We start from the raw sequence: 20,101 nt of genomic DNA, 5'->3' as shown, positions 1-20,101 counted from the left end.
CCGAGCGCCACCCCGAGAAAACTTCGCTTACGGATTATTTCCCGTGACGCGGTGTTTTTTCGGCCAGCCTGCACAGAGGGATTTCGGCACTATTTGGAGTTATACATGCTCGAGCAGGCTCAACGCGTCCTCAAGGACATCTTCGGCTACGACAGTTTTCGTGGCCGCCAGGGTGCGATCATTGAGCGCGTGGCCAGTGGCGGCGACGCCCTGGTGCTGATGCCTACCGGCGGCGGCAAGTCGTTGTGCTTCCAGGTGCCGGCGCTGTTGCGCAATGGCCTGGCCGTGGTGGTGTCACCGCTGATCGCGCTGATGGACGACCAGGTTGCCACCCTCGAAGAACTGGGTGTTGCCGCGGCTTCGTTGAACTCCACCCTCAGCCCCGAGCAGCAACGGGACCTGGCCGCGCGCATCAAGCGCGGTGAAGTGAAAATGCTCTACCTGGCCCCCGAGCGCCTGGTGCAGCCACGCATGCTGGCTTTTTTGCAGGGGCTGGAAATCGCCCTGTTCGCCATTGACGAAGCCCACTGCGTTTCGCAATGGGGCCACGATTTCCGCCGCGAATACCTGCAACTCGGGCAACTGGCGGAGCTGTTCCCCGATGTCCCGCGCATCGCCCTGACCGCCACGGCCGACAAGCGTACCCGTGAGGAAATCGTCGAGCGCCTGCACTTGCAGAACGCCGAGCGCTTCCTGTCGAGCTTCGACCGGCCAAACATTTTTTACCGCATCGTGCCCAAGGAGCAGCCGCGCAAACAGTTGCTGGCGTTTCTCTCCGAGCGGCGCAGCGATGCGGGCATCGTCTATTGCCTGTCGCGCAAGAAGGTCGATGAGGTGGCTGCATTTCTCTGCGAGCAGGGCTATCCGGCGCTGCCGTATCACGCCGGTTTGCCGAACGATCTACGGGCCTACCACCAGAAGCGCTTCCTCAATGAGGAGGGTCTGATCATGGTGGCGACCATCGCCTTCGGCATGGGTATCGACAAGTCCAACGTGCGCTTCGTGGCCCACATGGACCTGCCCAAATCCCTCGAGGCTTACTACCAGGAAACCGGACGTGCCGGTCGTGATGGCCTGCCCGCAGATGCCTGGATGGTCTATGGCCTGCAGGATGTGGTGATGCTCAAGCAGATGCTGCAGAACTCCGAAGGCGACGAGCGTCACAAGCGCCTGGAGCAGCACAAGCTCGACGCCATGCTCTCGTTGTGCGAGGAAACCCGCTGCCGGCGCCAGACCTTGCTGGCGTATTTCGACGAAGACATGCCCGAGCCCTGCGGCCATTGCGATAACTGCATCGATGGCGTGCAGACCTGGGACGCCACCGAGCCGGCGCGTCAGGGACTGTCGGCGATCTACCGCACCGGCCAGCGTTACGGCGTGGGGCATCTGGTGGATGTGTTGCTGGGCAAGGATAACGAAAAGGTACGCAGCTTCGGCCACGAAAAACTCTCGGTCTTCGGTGTCGGCAAGGCCCGTGCCGAGGGCGAGTGGCGCTCGTTGTTCCGCCAGATGGTCGCGCGCGGGCTGGTGGACATCGACATCGAAGGGTTTGGCGGCCTGCGCCTGAACGACAGCTGCCGGCCATTGCTCAAGGGGGAAGTGAGCCTGGAGCTGCGTCGCGACCTCAAGCCGCAAACCACCGCCAAGAGCAGCACCAGCCAGGCCAGCCAGCTGGTCAGGGGAGAAGAACGCGAACAGTGGGAAGCCCTGCGCACCCTGCGGCGCAAGCTGGCCCAGGAACACAGTGTGCCGCCATACGTCATCTTTCCCGACTCCACCTTGTTGGAGATGCTCCGCGAGCAGCCCACGACCATGGCCGAGATGGCGCGGGTCAGCGGCGTGGGCGCGCGCAAGCTGGAGCGTTATGGCCAGGCATTCCTCGAGGTGCTCGGCGGCCAGGCCGAAGCGCCCCGGGAAGTCGCCGATATTCGTCACGAACTGATCAGTTTGGCGCGTGCCGGCATGACGCCTATCCAGATCGCCGGCCAGTTGCAATGTTCGGAAAAGAACGTCTACACCTTGCTCGCCGAATCGATTGGCAAGCAGCAGCTGTCGTTGGAGCAGGCCCTTGATCTGCCAGAGGATTTGCTCGGTGAAATTCAGGACGCCTTTCTGGACGGAGAGGGCGAATTGCCACCTGTCGCGGAGATTCTGCCGCTGTTTACCGGACGTGTTCCGGAGGGTGTCTTGTACTGTGTGCGGGCCGCCTTGCAGTCTGAATTCGAAATTTAATGTGCCAATTACGACAATGTAACGAATCAGTACATACCGAAGCTTGCCTATGGGCATGGCTCATGCTTAGCTGACTAATAATTAGCCACACTTTATTTTCAGTCTAAATCATGAGTTTTTTATGCCGGTAACCGATCAACACCGTTTTGGCATGCAGTTGGCGCAAATGTCCCGAGGTTGGCGCGCCGAATTGGACCGCCGTCTGGCGGGGCTGGGCTTGTCACAGGCGCGCTGGCTGGTGCTGCTGCACCTGGCCCGTTTCGAAGAAGCCCCTACCCAGCGTGAGCTGGCGCAAAGCGTGGGGGTCGAGGGGCCGACCCTGGCCCGTCTGCTCGACAGCCTTGAAGGGCAGGGGCTGGTGCAACGCCAGGCTGTAGTCGAAGACCGCCGCGCCAAGCGCATCCTGCTGTGTGACACCGCCCGCCCGCTGATCGAACAGATCGAAACCATCGCCACGGCACTGCGTCATGAGCTGTTCGTAGGTGTGGACGAAGCCGATCTGAGCGTGTGCATGCGGGTGCATGGGCACATCCTGGCGAACCTGGAAAAGTCCTGACACGCAGCTGTTTTGTAGTGAGCGGGACAAGCCCGCTCACCACAATCGGTTTGTTCTTATATTGAATTTGTGTGGGGCATCAGAACGTCTGTCCCAGGTTCAGGTACACCGCTTTCTGATGCTCGGAGTTGACGCCATAGCTGAAATTCAGCGGGCCCAGCGGTGTGTCGAACCCCAGGAAAATACTGGCGGCGTTGATGTAGCCGCTGTCGAATTCGTTATCGTTGTTCCACGCTCGGCCGCGTTCCAGCGACGCGCCGAGGTACAGCGGGAAATCCAGTGGCAGGTACGAACGAGGGGTCAGGCGGCGGTAGTACACCGCCCGCATCAGGCTGATGTTCTGCCCTGAAATCGCGTCCTGGCGAAAGCCCGACAACTGCCGTGCACCGCCCAGCAGAAAGCTGGAAATCACCACGTCCGAATCGTCCAGTGTGCGCCCGTAGCGCCCGCCGAGCACCAGTGTGTCGGGGCCGTGGCTCATGGCCTTGTCCAGCGTGAACTCCCATTGCCGGTAGCGCTGGTCCGAGCCCAGCCCCGGTTCGAATTCGCGGTAGGCCAGGCCGATGTCTTCACCGGTGTGGGGGAAGTACACGTTGTCCAGGGAGTCGAAGGAGTACTTCAGTTCATAGAAGCCTTCGCTGAAACTCACGCTGGGCAGGTCGCGGTCGCCGATACGTACGTCCGCCTTGCCCCAGGCCTCGCCGACGCCGAAGCGGATTTCGCCGCTGTTGCCGATCTGTCGCCCCACGTTCAGGCCGAAACCGTAGCGTTCCAGGCGATATTCGGAGATGGGGTCGTTGTCCAGGATCAGCTCGACGTTCTGTGCCTGGGCGCTGATATAAGGCGCGACAAAGTAGCGTGAGCCGGTGTCCATCGGTTGATAGAACTCGCTGTACAGCTCTTGTCGATCACCGATCTGCACCCGCGTCAGCCACTCGGCGCCCAGGCGGTTGATGCCATTCATGCGGTAGCTGGCGCCGAGGTTGAATGCACTGTCGCCGCGCATGTCATCCGACAGATTCAGACCCAGGCGCAGGTAATCGGTACCGGCACGTTTGCCCCGTGCGCTGATGACCAGGGTGTTGTCCTGGCCCTTCTTGACCACGCGGTATTGCACTTGCTCGAAGTAATCCAGGCCGTACAAGGTGCCCATATCGGCCTGTAAGCGGCCAAGGTTCAGCGGCTCACCCAGGGGTTGGCGAATGTAGTAGCGGATCACGTCGTTGCTGACTTTCGAGTCGTTCTCCACGTCGATGGCGGTGATCACCGGTGTGCGTTCACCCGGGGTGCGCGCGGCCACCAGCTGCGGGTCGATCGGTTCGGCGGGGCGCAGGTGAGCCAGTCGCGCATCGAGGGTGCGGGTCGCGCGGTAGCCGGCATCGATCATGTCTTTGGCGCGACCGAAGTCGGTCACGCCGTAGGCCGCGAGGGGCGGCTGGATCAACACGTCCTTGGGGTGCAAGGCCTTGAGTTGTTCTTCGGAGTTGCGCCGGGTCATCAGGGTGATCGACTGGTTGAGCACATCCACCACGGTCGCCAGTTGCTTGCGCGAGCGCAGCGGGGTGCCGATATCCACCACGATGGCGATATCGACGCCCATCTCCCGCGCCACGTCCAGCGGAATGTTATCGGTCATGCCGCCGTCCACCAGCAGGCGTCCGTCGATTTCCACTGGCGCGAACACCGCCGGGATCGACATGCTCGCGCGGATGACCTGGGGCAGGTGGCCCTTGCGGAACACCACTTTCTCGCCGGTGGTGATGTCCGTCGCCACGGCGCGGAAGGGGATCGGCAGCTTGTCGAAATTGCGCGTGTTACTGCTGTGGGCAAACATGCTTTCGAGCAACAAGGCGAGGTTCTGGCCCTGGATCACGCCCAGGGGCAGGCCCAGGCTGCCGTCGTCGCGAAAGCTGAGTTTCTGTTTGACCAGGAAATCCCGGTCATCCTGCTTGCGCCGAAAGGGCACGTCTTCCCGGGGCGGTGCATCGGACAGTGCCTGTTGCCAGTCAATATTGAGCGCGAGCTTTTCCAGTTCATCGATCTTGTAACCCGAGGCGTACAGCCCACCAATCACCGCACCCATGCTGGTGCCGGCAATCGCGTCGATCTGGATGCCCTGTTCTTCCAGGGCCTTGAGCACACCGATATGCGCCAGGCCACGGGCGGCACCGCCGGACAGCACCAGGCCGATTTTCGGGCGTGGGCTTTCGACGGCGTCGGCAATCAGGGGGAACAGGCACAGCACAAGGCAGGACAACAGGCGGCGCATCATCAATCTCGAGGCTTGGCGATAAGGCCGGTATTATAGCCAGCCGATCCTCCGAGCCCGTTATGCCAGGAACCTGTCAAATTATGTCCGCGAGCAAACCCGAGATTGTCATCACCTATTGCACCCAGTGTCAGTGGCTGTTGCGCGCGGCGTGGCTGGCCCAGGAGCTGCTGAGTACGTTCGCCGACGACCTGGGCAAAGTGTCGCTCGAGCCGGCGACCGGCGGGACGTTCCGCATCACCTGCGATGGTGTGCAGATTTGGGAGCGCAAGGCGGATGAGGGCTTCCCCGAAGCCAAGGTGCTCAAGCAGCGCGTACGTGACCAGATCGACCCGCAGCGCGACCTGGGGCATAACGACCGCACACGCTGAAGGTCACCACCGGTGAGCGATGGTGACCTTCATACCGTTATTTGGTGGCGAGCTTTTGCTTGATGAACCCCACGACCCATGTCAGCACCAACCCGCCGACACCACCGCCGACGATATTGCTGCCCACTGCCGCGACATCCAGTGCTTCGCCGCCGGATGTGCCGGTGAACTGCGCCAGCACCTGGCCCAGTACCAGACCGCCGACACCGCCGAGCATGGTATTGAGCCCGGTCCCCAGGCTTTGTTTGGTCATGCCCGCCAGGTTACCGCCGACGGCTCCGCTGATGATCTGCACCAGCAAGCTGATAAGTGTTTCCATGATGAAGCTCCTGCATAGCGTTTAGGGAGTGACCACTCGCTTGCAGCAACTTCAATGGGACATGGCTGGCGTCGAGCGGCCTTATCCGTTGAACGACGACAGACTGTTGCGGATGCGCAGAGTATAGATCAGGCCGTCGCGGCGGGCTGTTTGGCCTGGCTGGCACCCCCCATCAGGCCGGACAGCACGATGGCGATGATGATCAGCACGCCCCCCAGCAGCATGCGCAGGGTCGGGGTTTCGGCGAACAGCAGCCACGCCACGGTGATGCCGTAGAGCGGCTCCATGGCAAACACCACCGAGGCGGTGCGTGCCTTGATCACCGCCAGGCTGGCGACGAACAGACTGTGGGCGAGCCCGGTGCAGAACACGCCGAGCAGACCGATCCACAACCAGTCCAGTGCGCGCACGCTCGCCAGTCCCGGCGCCGCGAACGGCAACAGGCAGGCAGCCACCACGAGGTTCTGGCACAAGGCGGCCTGGACCGCCGGGATACGCCCGGAGCTGGCGCGGTTGTTCAGTGACAACAGGGAAAACAACAGCCCCGACGCGATCCCCCACAACAAGCCGCCGGTGGCCTCGCTGGCCAGGTTGAAGTCCGGGGTGACGAGCACCAGGCCCACGCTGACCAACACCACCAGCACCACTTCATTGGCGCGGATTCGCTCACGGAAAATCAGCCCTTCGAGCATCACGGTGAAAGCAGGGAAGGCGGTGAACCCCAGGGTCGCAACCGCCACCCCGGCGACTTTGACCGCAACGAAGAAGGTAACCCAGTGAGCCGCCAGCAACACGCCGCTGATCAACAGGCGGCGACAGTCGCGCGCCTGCAGTTTTTTCCAGGTGTTGTTGCGGGCCAAGCGCGCGAACAGCGCAAGGGCGGCCACGGCAAATACGGCACGCCCAAATACGATGATCGTAGGCGACGCGGCCGCCAGCTTGCCGAATACGCCGGTAAGGCCAAACATCAATGCGCCGATATGCAGGGCGCCCAGGGCTGAACGGGGAGTCATTGCGATCCTTGAACCAACGGGGGTGACAGCGTCGCAGTCTAGAGGGTGTCAGGCCCTGGCGTCTGTCGCCCGCCTCGCGATTTTTATCGCAGGACTCTTCCTACGATACCCGGCGCAGCGCACCCGGGGAGGCGCCAAATTCGCGCAACATGGCTGCGGCAAAGGCACTTTGGGAGTTGTAACCGACACGCTCGGCGATTTCGCCGATGGGCAGCGGGGTTTCTCGAAGCAGTTTCAGCGCCATGTTCAGGCGACGGCTGCGCAGGTAGTCCATGGGCGTCTGTCCGCACTCCGCCATGAACCGTGCATGCAGACGCGCGACGGAAAGGCCGGCGATTTTTGCCAGGTCCGCCACTTGCAGCGGATGTGCCAGGTGTCGCTCGATATGCGCATTGAAGGCTGCGTAGGGCAGGCGTCGTCCCGGTTCGGGCCGGGCCAGGGGATGATTGAGGCTGGCAAGCAACAGCACGGCGCCTTGCTGCACGATCAGCGGGTCATCCACCGGGCTGTGCGCCAGCCATTGCACCAATTGGCTCTGCCGGGCATCCAGGGCCAGGCGCGCGGGTCGGTCGAGCAGGCGGCGGCTGGCATCGGCGTGCTCGCCCAGCGATTGCAGCACCCAGTGTTCCGTGGGCACGTCCAGGACCAGGCAGCGGCTGCCATCGCGGCTGCCACAGGCGTGGTGGGCGGAGAAGGGCAGCACCATCACGCTGCTTTCATGCACCTGGCTGCCGCGCCCATCGACTTCCAGGTCCAGATGCCCGGACAGCCCGAACACCAACTGTGCATGGTCATGGCTGTGGGCGAGGGGCGCTTCGATGTAGTGGCGTAGCGTGAGGGACGGTCTCATCGCGGTCTCCGGGGCTGCAAGCCGGCAGTCTACAACGCTTCGCGCTCATTGAGCGCTGTCATCAGACTGACGCACCGTTGTCATGGACTGTTAATCGCCATGGCGCAAGCTCGCGAAAACACCGTCGAGGGATGCCCATGACCAGTGCCGAGTTCGCCAAGCCCAGCCGCAAGCAACGGGTTCGTACCCTGTGGATTTCCGATGTGCACCTGGGCACCCGGGATTGCCAGGCCGAACACCTGTCGCAGTTTCTCAAGGGCTATCACGCCGACAAGGTGTACCTGGTCGGCGACATCATCGACGGCTGGAAAATGCGCGGCGGCATGTACTGGCCCCAGGCTCACACCAATGTGATCCGCCGGTTGCTGACCATGGCCAAGCGCGGCACCGAGGTGATCTACGTCACCGGCAACCATGACGAGTTCCTGCGTCGCTATTCCAAGCTGATCCTGGGCAACATCCAGTTGGTGGACGAAGCGGTGCACGTGACCGCCGACGGTCGTCATCTGTTGGTGATCCATGGTGATCAATTCGATGTGATCACCCGCTACCACCGCTGGCTGGCATTCCTCGGCGACTCGGCCTACGAATTCACCCTCACCTTGAACCGCTGGCTGAACCATTGGCGCGCGCGGTATGGCTACGGCTATTGGTCGCTGTCGGCATACCTGAAGCACAAGGTGAAAACCGCCGTGAGTTTTATCAGCGATTTCGAAGAAGCCATCGCCCACGAAGTCACTCGGCGCGAACTGCATGGTGTGGTATGCGGGCACATCCACCATGCCGAGATTCGCAAGGTGGGCGAGGTGGACTACCTCAACTGCGGGGATTGGGTGGAATCGTGCACGGCGTTGATCGAACACTGGGATGGCAGCATCGAGTTGTACCGGTTGGCCGATGCGCAGGCCAAAGAAGCCTTGCTGAAAGCCGAGATGGTTGCAGGTTGACAGGCTCTACGCGGTCAAATGTGTGCTTGCTCGCGACATCCAATAAAGATGTCGACTGATGCACCGCTATCGCAGGCAAGCCAGCTCCCACAGGGGATTCATGGAGGTTGGAAAAACGCTGTCGGCAGGGGGCATTGCGACGGGCGCTTTCTTACCGGCAACCGAGATTCAATGTGGGAGCTGGCTTGCCTGCGATAACGGCAGTATGGCTAGCAGAAAGTCTGCCGTTTGCTCCCACATTGTTGGTGCAGTTTCTTCAGTTGGAGACGTCGGCGATCGCCTTAGCCAGCAACCCCAGCCGCGTCGAGTCAATTCCGGCCATGCTCGCCCGGCCTGAGCTGACCATGTACACGCTGTGTTTCTCCCGCAACTGCTTCACCTGTTCGGCACTCAAACCGGTGTAGGAAAACATCCCGCGTTGCGCACCAATATGCGCATAGCGCTCGGCCAAACCGTGGGGCGCCAGCGCCTCCAGCAGCCCGGAACGCAACTGCGCAATTCGTGAGCGCATGGCTTCGACTTCGCCGGCCCACACCTGTTTGAGATCTGCATCACCGAGGATAGTCGCGACGATCGCCGCGCCGTGATCCGGTGGCGTCGACCACAGGTTGCGCGCGGTGTTCGCGAGTTGGCTGCGCACATCGGTCAGCTTCTCGGCATCTTTCGCGCATACGATCAGCGCTCCGACGCGGTCGCTGTACAGGCCGAAGTTCTTCGAGCAGGAACTGGTTACCAGCACTTCCGGCAGCTCGGCGGCGAACAGCCGCACGGCCCAGGCATCCTGTTCCAGGCCGTCGCCAAAACCCTGATAGGCGAAGTCGATCAGTGGCAGCAGCTGGCGCTCGCGCACGATCTGCAAGACCTGGCGCCAGTCATCCCGGGACAGGTCAAAACCGGTAGGGTTGTGGCAGCAGGCGTGCAGCAGCACGACGTCGCCCTGGGGCACGCTGGACAGGGTCGCGAGCATCGCCGTCACATCCAGACGATTGTCCGCCCCCACGTAGGGGTAATGACTGACCTTGAGCCCGGCCTTGGCAAAGATGCTTTCGTGGATCGGCCAGGTCGGGTTGCTCAGCCACACACCTCGGCCCGGCAGGTGCTGGGCGATGAAGTCGGCACTCAAGCGCAGGGCACCGGTACCGCCCGGGGTCTGGGTGGCGCCGGCGCGGCGTTCGCCGATCAAGGCCGAGTCGGCACCGAGGACCAGCTCAGTGATCAGGCTGCCGAACGCGGTGTTGCCGTGGCCGCCGATGTAGGTCTTGGTGGTTTGTGTGTCCACCAGGCGCTGCTCGGCGACTTTCACCGAATGCGGGATCGGCGTCAGGCCCTGGTCATCCTTGTACACACCCACGCCGAGGTCGAACTTGTTCGGGTTGGTGTCCTGGGCATACAGGTCCATCAGCCCGAGGATCGGGTCGCCGGGCACGCGGCCAATGGCATCGAAATGCATTACTTGCGGCCCTCGGCGTGCTTGGCCACTTCGTCGGTGCGCGCGGCCATGATGAAGTCGTTGCGGTGCAGGCCCTTGATGGAATGGCTCCACCAGGTCACGGTGACCTTGCCCCATTCGGTGAGCAGGCCCGGGTGATGGCCTTCGGCCTCGGAGATGTCACCCATGGCATTGGTGAAGGCCAGGGCGAATTTGAAGTTCTTGAACAGGAAGACCTTTTCCAGCTGCATCACGCCGTCGCGCACTTCGATGTTCCAGTCGGGGATCTGCTTGAGCAGCACCGGCAGTTCTTCATCGCTGACTTGCGGGGCATCGGCGCGGCAGGCTTCGCAGTGGGCTTGGTTCAAGGTGGTCATGTGGGGTGTCCTGAATTCGAATGTATGAAGGTCAGTGGCGTCACCCTAAAGCAACGCGGGGCCAGGGAACAGACTCACCTGGCCTCAAGATGTAAGGTTCACGCAGCTTTGGGCTTGGGTGGAAACTTCGGTGCATGCAAGCCAAGCTGCATGCCGTGTTCGACCATGCCCATGATGTCTTCCTGCGCCACCTCGAACAGGCGCTTGAGGTCGGGCAGCACGAAGTACAGCGGTTGCAGGATGTCGATGCGATACGGCGTGCGCATCGCTTCCAGCGGGTCGAAGACTTGGTGTTCGGGTTCGGAGGACAGGCTGTACACCGTCTCCTTGGGTGACGACAGAATGCCACCACCGTAGATGCGTCGACCGGCAGGCGTGTCTACCAGGCCGAACTCGATGGTCATCCAGTACAGCCGGGCCAGGTACACCCGCTGTTCTTTGGTGGCCGCCAGGCCGAGTTTGCCGTAGGTATGGGTGAATTCGGCGAACCAGGGGTTGGTCAGCAACGGGCAGTGGCCGAAGATTTCGTGGAAAATATCCGGCTCTTGCAGGTAGTCCAATTCTTCACGGGTACGAATAAAGGTCGCCACCGGGAACTGCTTGCTGGCGAGTAATTCGAAGAAGGTCTGGAAGGGGATCAGTGCCGGCACCCGGGCAACTTGCCAGCCCGTGGTTTCGGCAAGCACTTTGTTGATTTCGCCCAGTTGCGGAATGCGATCCAGGGGCAGGCCGAGCTTGTCGATGCCGTCCAGGTATTCCTGGCAGGCACGACCCTCGATCACTTTCAATTGGCGAGTGATCAGGGTGTTCCACACCGCGTGTTCTTCCGGCGGGTAGTGGATAAAACCTTGCGCATCGGGCTCGCGGGCCACGTACTGCGTCTGCTTCATACGGCTCTCCTGCTAGGCATTCGTTCTTTTTATGTCCTGCGATGCCTGTATTGATACCCGGTGCGGGCCAGGATTCCACTGCTCAGATGGCTGGATGCGTAGGAATATTTACCGTTTTTCGTAAAGTATTCGTTACGGTTGCGCAGTTGGTCTCTGTGATGGGCTGGGAAATGCCCATAACCTGTCACATAATCTTGACGATTATCTGCGCCCCAGCACAAAAAAAACGCGGCGCCTCCTACCTTTCGGGCCTTTTTCATGCGAATCAAAGTTCACTGTCAGAACCGCATCGGCATCCTGCGGGACATCCTCAACCTGCTGGTGGGATACGGCGTCAACGTGGCCAAGGGCGAAGTGGGCGGTGAGCACGGCAACGCCATCTACCTGTTCTGCCCGAACCTGGTGAACATGCAGTTCCAGGCGTTGCGCCCGCAGTTCGAAGCGATTGCCGGTGTATTTGGTGTGAAGCGGGTGGGGCTGATGCCCAGCGAGCGTCGGCATATGGAGCTCAATGCCTTGCTCGGTGCCCTGGAGTTTCCGGTCTTGTCCATCGACATGGGCGGCTCCATTGTCGCCGCCAACCGCGCGGCGGCGCAGTTGCTTGGCGTGCGGGTGGACGAGGTGCCGGGCATTCCCCTGTCGCGCTATGCCGAGGATTTCGACTTGCCGGAGCTGGTGCGCGGGAGCAAGTCGCGGATCAATGGCTTGAGGGTCAAGGTCAAAGGCGACGTTTTCCTGGCGGACATCGCGCCGCTGCAATCTTCCGAGCACGATGACAGCGAAGCCATGGCCGGTGCCGTATTGACGCTGCACCGTGCCGACCGGGTGGGGGAGCGTATCTACAATGTGCGCAAGCAGGAGCTGCGCGGCTTCGACAGCATCTTCCAGAGCTCCAGGGTGATGGCCGCCGTGGTGCGTGAAGCCCGACGCATGGCCCCTTTGGATGCGCCTCTCTTGATAGAAGGCGAAACCGGTACCGGCAAGGAGTTGCTGGCCCGCGCCTGTCACCTGGCCAGCCCGCGCGGCCAGTCGCCGTTGATGGCGCTCAACTGTGCGGGGCTGCCGGAGTCGATGGCCGAGACCGAACTGTTCGGCTACGGCCCAGGTGCGTTCGAAGGGGCGCGGGCCGAAGGCAAGCTGGGGCTCCTGGAGCTGACGGCCGGCGGCACGTTGTTTCTCGACGGTGTGGGGGAAATGAGTTCGCGCTTGCAGGCGAAACTCTTGCGCTTCCTGCAGGACGGTTGCTTCCGTCGCGTCGGCAGCGATGAAGAGGTGTACCTCGATGTGCGAGTGATCTGCGCGACCCAGGTGGATTTGTCCGAACTCTGCGCCCGGGGTGAATTCCGTCAGGATCTCTACCATCGCCTCAATGTGCTGTCGCTGCATATCCCGCCGCTGCGCGAGTGCCTTGATGGCCTGGAGCCGCTGGTCGAACACTTTCTCGATCAAGCCAGCCGGCAAATTGGCTGCCCGCTGCCCAGGCTGGCGCCGGCGGCGATGGACCGGCTGAGTCATTACCATTGGCCGGGCAATGTGCGCCAACTCGAGAACGTACTGTTCCAGGCGGTATCGCTGTGCGACGGCGGTACGGTCAAGGTCGAGCATATTCGCTTGCCGGACTACGGCGTGCGTCAGCCGCTTGGCGATTTCTCGCTTGAAGGTGGATTGGAAGAAATTGTCGGGCGGTTCGAAAAAGCTGTACTCGAAAGCCTGTATGCCGAGCATCCCAGCAGTCGGCAGTTGGGTAAGCGTCTGGGGGTGTCCCACACCACCATCGCCAACAAGTTACGCGATTACGAAATTCTCAAGTCTGAGCGCGGTTAAAAACTGTGGGAGCTGGCTTGCCTGCTCCCACAGTTGATCTTTGTCGTTTTCAAGGACGGGGCTTGCCGCAGGCGGCAGTAGTCCGCCGTTTTTTCGACTCTCGTTCGACCATCAGTTCTTCATACCTGCCTGCAAAGCCCCGCCCCGCCTGGACTTCTCCACCTTTTAAAAAGTTGGTTCGCAAATTGCTTAAGCCTCATCAGTACCGTGGTGGGCGGCAAGCGTCCGTCAGAAAGAGGAAAGAGTGTGGACAAGTACCTTTATGTGGCAATGACCGGCGCCAGCCAGAATGCTCTGGCGCAAAAGGCCCACGCCAACAACCTGGCGAACATTTCCACCAACGGTTTCCAGCGTGACCTGGAGCAGGCGCGGTCGATGCCGGTGTTCGGTGACAGCTTTCCGGCGCGTGCCTTTGCCATGACCGAACGGCCGGCCACTGACTTCTCGCCTGGTGCCATGGTGGAAACCGGTCGTGACCTGGACGTGGCCGTCAACGGCAACGGCTGGCTGGCCGTGCAGACCCCGGATGGCGGCGAAGCCTACGTGCGCAGCGCCAGCATGAACGTCGACGCGCTCGGCGTACTGCGGGCCGGCAACGGCATGCCGATCATGGGCAACGGTGGCCCGATTGCCGTGCCGCCCCAGCAGAAAATCGAAATCGGCTCCGACGGCACCGTGAGCATCCGCGCCATGGGCGAGGGGCCGCGGGTCATGGCCGAAGTCGACCGCATCAAGCTGGTCCAGCCCGACCTCAAGAACATGAACAAGGGCCTGGACGGCACCATCCACACCAAGGATGGCCAGCCGGCACAGGCCGACGCAAACGTCACGCTGACCTCGGGTTTCCTGCAGGCGAGCAACGTCAACGCCGTTGAAGAAATGACGGCGGTGCTGGCGCTTTCCAAGCAATTCGAGCTGCACATCAAAATGATGAACAGCGCCAAGGAAGACGACCAGGCCATGACGCGCGTCATGCAGATGAGCTGATCGAGCCCGTTAACTAATTTGTGATGCGGCGCCAACAAACAGGCGCACGAAGGAGAACAGCATGCTTCCGGCTCTATGGGTTGCCAAAACCGGCTTGTCCGCCCAGGACACCAACCTGACCACCATTTCCAACAACCTGGCGAACGTGTCGACCACGGGCTTCAAACGTGACCGTGCCGAATTCCAGGACTTGCTCTACCAGATCAAGAAGCAGCCTGGCGCCCAGTCGACCCAGGACAGCGAACTGCCGTCGGGACTGCAATTGGGTACCGGTGTGCAGATCGTCGGCACCCAGAAGAACTTCAGCGCCGGTAACCTGCAACAGACCGGTCAGCCCCTGGACATGGCCATCAACGGCCGTGGTTTCTTCCAGATCCTGCAACCGGACGGCACCACTTCCTACACCCGTGACGGCACCTTCCATCTGGATTCCAATGGCCAGATCGTGACCGCCAACGGCTTCGCCCTGGAACCGGCGGTGGTTGTGCCTGCCGATGCCAAGACCTTCACCGTCGGCAACGACGGCACCGTGTCGATCACCGTGGCCGGCAACCCGGCGTCGCAAGTGATCGGCAACCTGCAAACCGCCGACTTCATCAACCCGGCCGGCCTGCAGGCCATCGGCAACAACCTGTTCCTGGAAACCGCATCCAGCGGCGCGCCGCAGATCGGCACCCCGGGCCTGAACGGTTTCGGCACCACCCTGCAAAGCACCCTGGAAACCTCCAACGTCAGCACCGTTGAAGAGATGGTCAACATGATCACCACTCAGCGCGCCTACGAGATGAACTCCAAGGTGATTTCCACCGCCGACCAGATGCTTTCGTTCGTAACGCAGAATCTGTAATCAAGTCTATGGGGCGCTCTTGAGGGCGCCTGCAACACCGTGAGGTAAGGGTCATGAATCGCTATGTTTCCGTTCTGGCATTGAGTGGGATTGCCGTGCTCGCGGGCTGTGTCGCCCCGACGCCAAAGCCCAATGACCCGTACTACGCGCCGGTGTTGCCGCGCACGCCACTGCCGGCGGCGGCCAACAATGGTTCGATCTACCAGGCGGGTTTCGAGCAGAACCTGTACAGCGACCGCAAGGCGTTCCGGGTCGGTGACATCATCACCATCACCCTGAACGAGAAGACCCAGGCCAGCAAGAACGCCAACTCCCAGATCAACAAGAACAGCAAGACCGGTATCGGCCTCACCTCGCTGTTCGGCGGCGTGCCCAACACCAACAACCCGCTGGGCAGCGGTGACCTGAGTCTGGATGTGGGCTACAGCGGCGACCGTGCCACCAACGGCAAGAGTGCGGCGGGCCAGGGCAACAGCCTGACCGGTTCGATCACCGTGACCGTGGCCGACGTGCTGCCCAACGGCATCATCGCCGTACGCGGTGAAAAGTGGATGACCCTCAATACCGGCGACGAGCTGGTGCGCATTGCCGGTATGGTGCGGGCCGATGACATCGCCACCGACAATACCGTGTCGTCCACGCGCATTGCCGATGCACGCATTACCTACTCGGGTACGGGTTCGTTCGCTGATGCGAGTCAGCCGGGCTGGTTCGACCGTTTCTTCCTTAGCCCGCTGTTCCCGTTCTAGGTGGCCACTTTGAAACTCAAACAGCTGATGGCTGCGGCGCTCCTGCTTTCCTTGAGCGCTGTCGCCCAGGCCGAGCGCCTGAAAGACATCGCCAGCATCTCCGGCGTGCGCGCCAACCAGTTGATCGGTTACGGCCTGGTGGTGGGGCTCAATGGCACGGGTGACCAGACCACCCAGACCCCGTTCACCCTGCAGACCTTCAACAACATGCTCTCGCAGTTCGGGATCAAGGTGCCGCCTGGGTCAGGCAACGTACAGCTCAAGAACGTCGCGGCGGTGTCGATCAGCGCCGACTTGCCGGCGTTCTCCAAGCCGGGCCAGGTGCTGGATATCACCGTCTCGTCCATCGGCAACTCGAAAAGCCTGCGTGGCGGCACCTTGCTGATGACCCCGCTCAAAGGTATCGACGGCAACGTCTACGCCATTGCCCAGGGCAACCTGGTGGTGGGCGGTTTTGACGCCGAGGGTCGCGACGGTTCGAAGATCACGGTCAACGTGCCGTCGGCCGGTCGTATCCCGGGTGGTGCCACGGTCGAACGCACCGTGCCCAGCGGTTTCAACCAGGGCAACAGCCTGACCCTGAACCTGAACCGTTCGGACTTCACCACCGCCAAGCGCGTGGTCGACAAGATCAACGACATGCTCGGCCCGGGCGTGGCCCAGGCCATCGACGGCGGTTCGATTCGCGTCACCGCGCCGCTGGACCCGAGCCAGCGTGTGGACTACCTGTCGATCCTGGAAAACCTCGAGGTCGATCCCGGCCAGGCCGTGGCCAAGGTCATCATCAACTCGCGGACCGGCACTATCGTGATCGGGCAGAACGTCAAGGTATCGCCGGCGGCAGTGACCCACGGCAGCTTGACCGTGACCATCACCGAAGACCCGATCGTCAGCCAGCCGGGACCTTTGTCCAACGGCCAGACGGCGGTGGTGCCGCGCTCGCGCGTCAACGCCCAGCAGGAAGCCAAGCCGATGTTCAAGTTCGGCCCGGGTACCACCCTGGATGAGATTGTCCGCGCGGTGAACCAGGTGGGCGCAGCGCCCGGCGACTTGATGGCGATCCTCGAAGCCCTGAAACAGGCCGGCGCCTTGCAAGCCGACCTGATCGTGATTTGAGGCCGTGGCCATGGATATGCGTAAGAGCGGGATCAGCAGCACGGCGGACTCGGGGTCTTACTCCGACCTGAACCGGCTCAACCAGCTCAAGGTGGGCGACAAGAACAGCGAAGCGAATATGCGCAAGGTGGCGCAGGAGTTCGAGTCGTTGTTCTTGAACGAGATGCTCAAGTCGATGCGCTCGGCCACCGAAGCGTTGGGTAAGGACAACCCGATGAACACGCCGGCCGCCAAGCAGTACCAGGAAATGTACGACCAGCAACTCGCGGTGTCGTTGTCCCGCGAGGGCGGCGGTATCGGCCTGGCCGACGTGCTGATGCGCCAGATGCAGAAGAACAAACCGGTGGACGCCCAGGCAGCCACCTTGCAGGGCCCCGCAGCCGCGGAGCCGGCGAAGAAGGTCGATGTGCCGACGGAAATCGCCGCCGGTACCCAGGCCGACGGACCGCTGGGCCGCTCCAATGGCCAGCGTCCGCTGTGGGCGTATCGCGTGGCCGAGCCCCAGGCGGGCGCGGCGGCCTCCCATAGCAATGACATGGAACTGATGAACCAGCGCCGAATCGCGTTGCCGAGCAAGCTGACCGACCGTCTGCTCGCCGGCATCGTGCCGAGCACCGATGCGGCTGTCGCCCAGGCCGCGCCACTGCGTAACAGCGCTGCCCAGGACAACGTGATCAACAGCGCCGCGCGCAGCTTTGCCGTGCCCAGCGGGCGCATGCAGGTCTACGGGCGTGCCGTGGCCCAGCCACCGCTGGCGCCGGCGAAAAAGGCCTTCAGTTCGCAGGACGAATTTGTCGCCACCATGCTGCCGATGGCCAAGGCCGCCGCCGCACGTATTGGGGTCGATCCGAAGTACCTGGTGGCCCAGGCCGCGCTGGAAACCGGCTGGGGTAAATCGGTGATGCGCGCCGAGGACGGCAGCAGCAGTCACAACCTGTTCGGCATCAAGGCCGGGCAGAGTTGGCAGGGCGGCCAGGCGCGCGCGATCACCAGCGAGTTCCGCGATGGGGCGATGGTCAAGGAGACGGCGCAATTCCGTTCCTACAACTCCTATCAGGACAGCTTCCACGACCTGGTGACGTTGCTGCAAAGCAATGATCGCTATAAAGAAGTTGTGAAATCAGCCGACAACCCGGAACAGTTTGTACGCGAGTTGCAAAAAGCCGGATATGCAACCGACCCGGACTACGCCAGCAAGATTTCGCAGATCGCAAAAACGATGAACAGTTACCAGAATTACGCTGCCGTTGGCGCAACCACCCATTTATAAGGTCTGAACCATGAGTTTGCTCAGTATCGGGATGTCAGGGCTCAACGCCTCCCAAGGATCGCTGTCGGTCTTGAGTAACAACATTGCCAACGCCAACACCTCGGGCTACTCGCGCCAGCAGACCACTCAGAACGCCAGCGCCTCGAACCCGTATGGCGGCGTGTTCATCGGCAGCGGCACCACCCTGGCGGATGTGCGCCGGGTGTACAACGAATTCCTCGACGCGGCGTATCAGAACAGCACTGCGTTGAATAATGACGCCAAGGCCTATGCGGCCCAGGCGAATGCGGTAGACAAGACGCTGTCGGACAAGACCACCGGCATGTCTTCGGTACTCAGCGCCTTCTTCGCCGCCGTGCAGACCTCGGCGGCCAACCCGAGCGATGTGTCTGCGCGCCAGGTATTGCTGACCAGCGCCCAGACCCTGAGCAACCGCTTCAACGCGATCTCCGGCCAGTTGAACCAGCAGAAAGAGACGATCAACAGCCAGTTGAAAACCATGAGCGATCAGGTCAACCAGTTGACCTCGTCGATTGCCTCGCTCAACAAACAGATCACCCAGGCCCAGGGCTCGAACAACAGCGCGCCGGCCAACCTGCTGGATGCGCGTAACGAAGCCGTGCGTTCGCTCAACGAGCTGGTGGGCGTCACCACCAGCGAAAAGAATGGCGTGTTCAGCGTCAGCACCGGTACCGGTCAATCCCTGGTGCTGGGCGACCAGTCCAATACCATCTCTGCGGTTCCGAGCAACAGCGACACCAGCCAGTACACCATCCAGCTCAACATGAGCGGTGGCACCTCGGTGGACATCGGCAGCGTACTGAGTGGCGGCAGCATTGGCGGCCTGTTGCGTTATCGCAGCGATATGCTGATGCCGGCCATCAATGACCTGGGCCGTATCGCCATTGCCACCGCCGAGACGATCAACAGCCAGCTGGGCCAGGGCCTGGACCTGAACGGCGAGTTCGGCTCCTCGTTGTTCAAGGACATCAACAGCGCCGCGGCCATCGCCCAGCGCAGCCAGGGTGCCGTCGGCAACAGTGCCGGCTCGGGCAACCTGAACGTGACGATCAAGGACTCCAGCAAGCTGTCGACCTACGACTACAAGGTCACCTTCACCAGCGCCAACAACTACACCGTGGTGCGTTCCGACGGCAAGGCCATGGGCGCCTTCGACGTGACCACCACGCCGCCACCGGTGATCGACGGTTTCACCCTGGCGCTGAACGGCGGCGGGCCGATGGCCGCCGGTGACAGCTTCAAGGTCAGCCCGACCGCCAATGGCGCCACCAATATCGGTACCGATCTGAAGGACGCCAACAAACTCGCGTTCGCCGGCCCGTTGCTGGGCGAGGGCAGCAAGACCAACCAGGGCACCGGGACGTTCACGCCGCCGACCCTGACCGTGCCAATCGATATTCATGGCGGCGCCGATACCGCGCAGCTGCGGACCGGGATCGAGCACTCGATGCCGGTGAAGATGGTCTTCGGCAAGCCTGCCGCCGACGGCACTCAGACCTACACAGTCAACGATGCCCAGGGCAACCCGATCGGCACCGGCAGCATCATCCCGGGCCAGAGCAACAAGATCACCATCGACGTGCCGATGCGCGATGCCAACGGTGCGTTGGTGGTGCCGGCGAAAAGCTTCAAGTTCGACACCACGGTCGGCGGTGCGCCGTCCGAAGGTGACAGCACCACGTTCTCGTTCAACGCCTCGGGCAAGTCGGACAACCGCAACGCCCAGTCGCTGCTCGACCTGCAGACCAAGGCGACGGTCGGCCTGAACGATGGTGCCAGCGGCATGAGCCTGGTCGGGGCCAACAGCAACCTGGTTTCGACCGTGGGCGCCAAGGCGGCCTCGGCCAATACCGACAACACCGCGACCGGTGCGGTGCTCAAGGCCAACCAGGATGCACGCAACTCGGTGTCCCAGGTCAACCTGGACGAAGAGGCGGGCGACATGATCAAGTTCCAGCAGTACTACACCGCGTCGTCGCAGATCATCAAGGCCGCGCAAGAAACCTTCAGCACGCTGATCAATAGCCTTTAAGG

General features: G+C 62.0%; 18 protein-coding genes. 11 read left to right on the top strand and 7 right to left on the bottom strand.

What is annotated here, in order from left to right; all coding sequences use genetic code 11:
* Positions 1-105: 105 nt before the first annotated feature.
* Both recQ and ACW9IN_RS12190 read left to right on the top strand, forming a co-directional pair.
* Positions 106-2,232, top strand: coding sequence for a DNA helicase RecQ (recQ, locus tag ACW9IN_RS12195; protein ID WP_457366102.1), 2,127 nt, complete (start codon positions 106-108; stop codon positions 2,230-2,232).
* A gap of 121 nt (positions 2,233-2,353) precedes the next feature.
* Positions 2,354-2,788: a MarR family transcriptional regulator gene (locus tag ACW9IN_RS12190; RefSeq protein WP_457366101.1), complete on the top strand. Its 435-nt coding sequence runs from the start codon at positions 2,354-2,356 to the stop codon at positions 2,786-2,788.
* A 79-nt stretch (positions 2,789-2,867) separates the two neighbouring features.
* On the opposite strand, the gene ACW9IN_RS12185 is transcribed toward ACW9IN_RS12190, so the two are convergent.
* Positions 2,868-5,057, bottom strand: a complete 2,190-nt coding sequence (locus ACW9IN_RS12185; RefSeq protein ID WP_457366100.1) for a patatin-like phospholipase family protein — start codon at positions 5,055-5,057, stop codon at positions 2,868-2,870.
* 83 nt (positions 5,058-5,140) lie between these two features.
* Between ACW9IN_RS12185 and ACW9IN_RS12180 the strand changes: the two genes are divergently transcribed.
* Positions 5,141-5,428 (top strand): SelT/SelW/SelH family protein, encoded by a 288-nt coding sequence (locus ACW9IN_RS12180; protein ID WP_457366099.1) that lies wholly within the window; start codon positions 5,141-5,143, stop codon positions 5,426-5,428.
* Between the two features lie 37 nt (positions 5,429-5,465).
* Here the strand turns inward: ACW9IN_RS12180 and ACW9IN_RS12175 are convergent, their stop codons facing one another.
* The 3 genes from ACW9IN_RS12175 to ACW9IN_RS12165 form a co-directional block, all read right to left on the bottom strand.
* Positions 5,466-5,747 (bottom strand): hypothetical protein, encoded by a 282-nt coding sequence (locus ACW9IN_RS12175; RefSeq protein WP_457366098.1) that lies wholly within the window; start codon positions 5,745-5,747, stop codon positions 5,466-5,468.
* Between the two features lie 128 nt (positions 5,748-5,875).
* Positions 5,876-6,760, bottom strand: coding sequence for a DMT family transporter (locus ACW9IN_RS12170; RefSeq protein WP_457366097.1), 885 nt, complete (start codon positions 6,758-6,760; stop codon positions 5,876-5,878).
* A gap of 100 nt (positions 6,761-6,860) precedes the next feature.
* Positions 6,861-7,610, bottom strand: a complete 750-nt coding sequence (locus ACW9IN_RS12165) for an AraC family transcriptional regulator (protein ID WP_457366096.1) — start codon at positions 7,608-7,610, stop codon at positions 6,861-6,863.
* Positions 7,611-7,747: 137 nt separating this feature from the next.
* Between ACW9IN_RS12165 and ACW9IN_RS12160 the strand changes: the two genes are divergently transcribed.
* Complete coding sequence (locus ACW9IN_RS12160) at positions 7,748-8,557, top strand: UDP-2,3-diacylglucosamine diphosphatase (RefSeq protein ID WP_457366095.1); 810 nt, start codon at positions 7,748-7,750, stop codon at positions 8,555-8,557.
* A 256-nt stretch (positions 8,558-8,813) separates the two neighbouring features.
* Here ACW9IN_RS12160 and ACW9IN_RS12155 read toward each other — a convergent pair whose 3' ends face one another.
* The 3 genes from ACW9IN_RS12155 to phhA all read right to left on the bottom strand — a co-directional run bounded on the left by ACW9IN_RS12155 (position 8,814) and on the right by phhA (position 11,253).
* Positions 8,814-10,007 (bottom strand): amino acid aminotransferase, encoded by a 1,194-nt coding sequence (locus ACW9IN_RS12155; RefSeq protein WP_457366094.1) that lies wholly within the window; start codon positions 10,005-10,007, stop codon positions 8,814-8,816.
* Positions 10,007-10,363, bottom strand: coding sequence for a 4a-hydroxytetrahydrobiopterin dehydratase (locus ACW9IN_RS12150; protein ID WP_457366093.1), 357 nt, complete (start codon positions 10,361-10,363; stop codon positions 10,007-10,009). The genes ACW9IN_RS12155 and ACW9IN_RS12150 overlap by 1 nt, the downstream gene beginning before the upstream one ends.
* A gap of 98 nt (positions 10,364-10,461) precedes the next feature.
* Positions 10,462-11,253, bottom strand: a complete 792-nt coding sequence (phhA, locus tag ACW9IN_RS12145; protein WP_457366092.1) for a phenylalanine 4-monooxygenase — start codon at positions 11,251-11,253, stop codon at positions 10,462-10,464.
* Positions 11,254-11,511: 258 nt separating this feature from the next.
* Here phhA and ACW9IN_RS12140 point away from each other — a divergent pair, with 258 nt between their 5' ends.
* The 7 genes from ACW9IN_RS12140 to flgK all read left to right on the top strand — a co-directional run bounded on the left by ACW9IN_RS12140 (position 11,512) and on the right by flgK (position 20,099).
* Positions 11,512-13,077, top strand: coding sequence for a sigma-54-dependent transcriptional regulator (locus ACW9IN_RS12140; protein WP_457366091.1), 1,566 nt, complete (start codon positions 11,512-11,514; stop codon positions 13,075-13,077).
* A 246-nt stretch (positions 13,078-13,323) separates the two neighbouring features.
* A complete protein-coding gene (locus ACW9IN_RS12135; protein WP_457366090.1) occupies positions 13,324-14,064 on the top strand; it encodes a flagellar basal body rod protein FlgF in 741 nt (246 codons plus the stop codon).
* Between the two features lie 61 nt (positions 14,065-14,125).
* Positions 14,126-14,911, top strand: a complete 786-nt coding sequence (gene flgG, locus ACW9IN_RS12130; protein WP_457366089.1) for a flagellar basal-body rod protein FlgG — start codon at positions 14,126-14,128, stop codon at positions 14,909-14,911.
* A 53-nt stretch (positions 14,912-14,964) separates the two neighbouring features.
* The gene (gene flgH, locus ACW9IN_RS12125; protein WP_457366088.1) at positions 14,965-15,660 is read left to right on the top strand and encodes a flagellar basal body L-ring protein FlgH; all 696 of its coding nucleotides are present in this window, start codon (positions 14,965-14,967) and stop codon (positions 15,658-15,660) included.
* A 27-nt stretch (positions 15,661-15,687) separates the two neighbouring features.
* Positions 15,688-16,776 (top strand): flagellar basal body P-ring protein FlgI, encoded by a 1,089-nt coding sequence (locus ACW9IN_RS12120; RefSeq protein ID WP_457366124.1) that lies wholly within the window; start codon positions 15,688-15,690, stop codon positions 16,774-16,776.
* A 10-nt stretch (positions 16,777-16,786) separates the two neighbouring features.
* On the top strand, positions 16,787-18,046 hold the full coding sequence (gene flgJ, locus ACW9IN_RS12115) for a flagellar assembly peptidoglycan hydrolase FlgJ (protein ID WP_457366087.1): 1,260 nt from the start codon (positions 16,787-16,789) through the stop codon (positions 18,044-18,046).
* A 10-nt stretch (positions 18,047-18,056) separates the two neighbouring features.
* Positions 18,057-20,099, top strand: coding sequence for a flagellar hook-associated protein FlgK (flgK, locus tag ACW9IN_RS12110; RefSeq protein ID WP_457366086.1), 2,043 nt, complete (start codon positions 18,057-18,059; stop codon positions 20,097-20,099).
* Positions 20,100-20,101: the final 2 nt, after the last annotated feature.

It is taken from the genome of Pseudomonas sp. SDO5271_S396, from assembly GCF_054071795.1.
This window is presented reverse-complemented; position numbering and strand designations above follow the sequence as displayed.

Coding starts and splice junctions, on each gene's coding strand:
- recQ (WP_457366102.1), top strand. CDS start 106: ATGCTCGAGCAGGCTCAACGCGTCCTCAAGGACATCTTCGGCTACGAC.
- ACW9IN_RS12190 (WP_457366101.1), top strand. CDS start 2,354: ATGCCGGTAACCGATCAACACCGTTTTGGCATGCAGTTGGCGCAAATG.
- ACW9IN_RS12185 (WP_457366100.1), bottom strand. CDS start 5,057: ATGCGCCGCCTGTTGTCCTGCCTTGTGCTGTGCCTGTTCCCCCTGATT.
- ACW9IN_RS12180 (WP_457366099.1), top strand. CDS start 5,141: ATGTCCGCGAGCAAACCCGAGATTGTCATCACCTATTGCACCCAGTGT.
- ACW9IN_RS12175 (WP_457366098.1), bottom strand. CDS start 5,747: ATGGAAACACTTATCAGCTTGCTGGTGCAGATCATCAGCGGAGCCGTC.
- ACW9IN_RS12170 (WP_457366097.1), bottom strand. CDS start 6,760: ATGACTCCCCGTTCAGCCCTGGGCGCCCTGCATATCGGCGCATTGATG.
- ACW9IN_RS12165 (WP_457366096.1), bottom strand. CDS start 7,610: ATGAGACCGTCCCTCACGCTACGCCACTACATCGAAGCGCCCCTCGCC.
- ACW9IN_RS12160 (WP_457366095.1), top strand. CDS start 7,748: ATGACCAGTGCCGAGTTCGCCAAGCCCAGCCGCAAGCAACGGGTTCGT.
- ACW9IN_RS12155 (WP_457366094.1), bottom strand. CDS start 10,007: ATGCATTTCGATGCCATTGGCCGCGTGCCCGGCGACCCGATCCTCGGG.
- ACW9IN_RS12150 (WP_457366093.1), bottom strand. CDS start 10,363: ATGACCACCTTGAACCAAGCCCACTGCGAAGCCTGCCGCGCCGATGCC.
- phhA (WP_457366092.1), bottom strand. CDS start 11,253: ATGAAGCAGACGCAGTACGTGGCCCGCGAGCCCGATGCGCAAGGTTTT.
- ACW9IN_RS12140 (WP_457366091.1), top strand. CDS start 11,512: ATGCGAATCAAAGTTCACTGTCAGAACCGCATCGGCATCCTGCGGGAC.
- flgG (WP_457366089.1), top strand. CDS start 14,126: ATGCTTCCGGCTCTATGGGTTGCCAAAACCGGCTTGTCCGCCCAGGAC.
- flgH (WP_457366088.1), top strand. CDS start 14,965: ATGAATCGCTATGTTTCCGTTCTGGCATTGAGTGGGATTGCCGTGCTC.
- ACW9IN_RS12120 (WP_457366124.1), top strand. CDS start 15,688: ATGGCTGCGGCGCTCCTGCTTTCCTTGAGCGCTGTCGCCCAGGCCGAG.
- flgJ (WP_457366087.1), top strand. CDS start 16,787: ATGGATATGCGTAAGAGCGGGATCAGCAGCACGGCGGACTCGGGGTCT.
- flgK (WP_457366086.1), top strand. CDS start 18,057: ATGAGTTTGCTCAGTATCGGGATGTCAGGGCTCAACGCCTCCCAAGGA.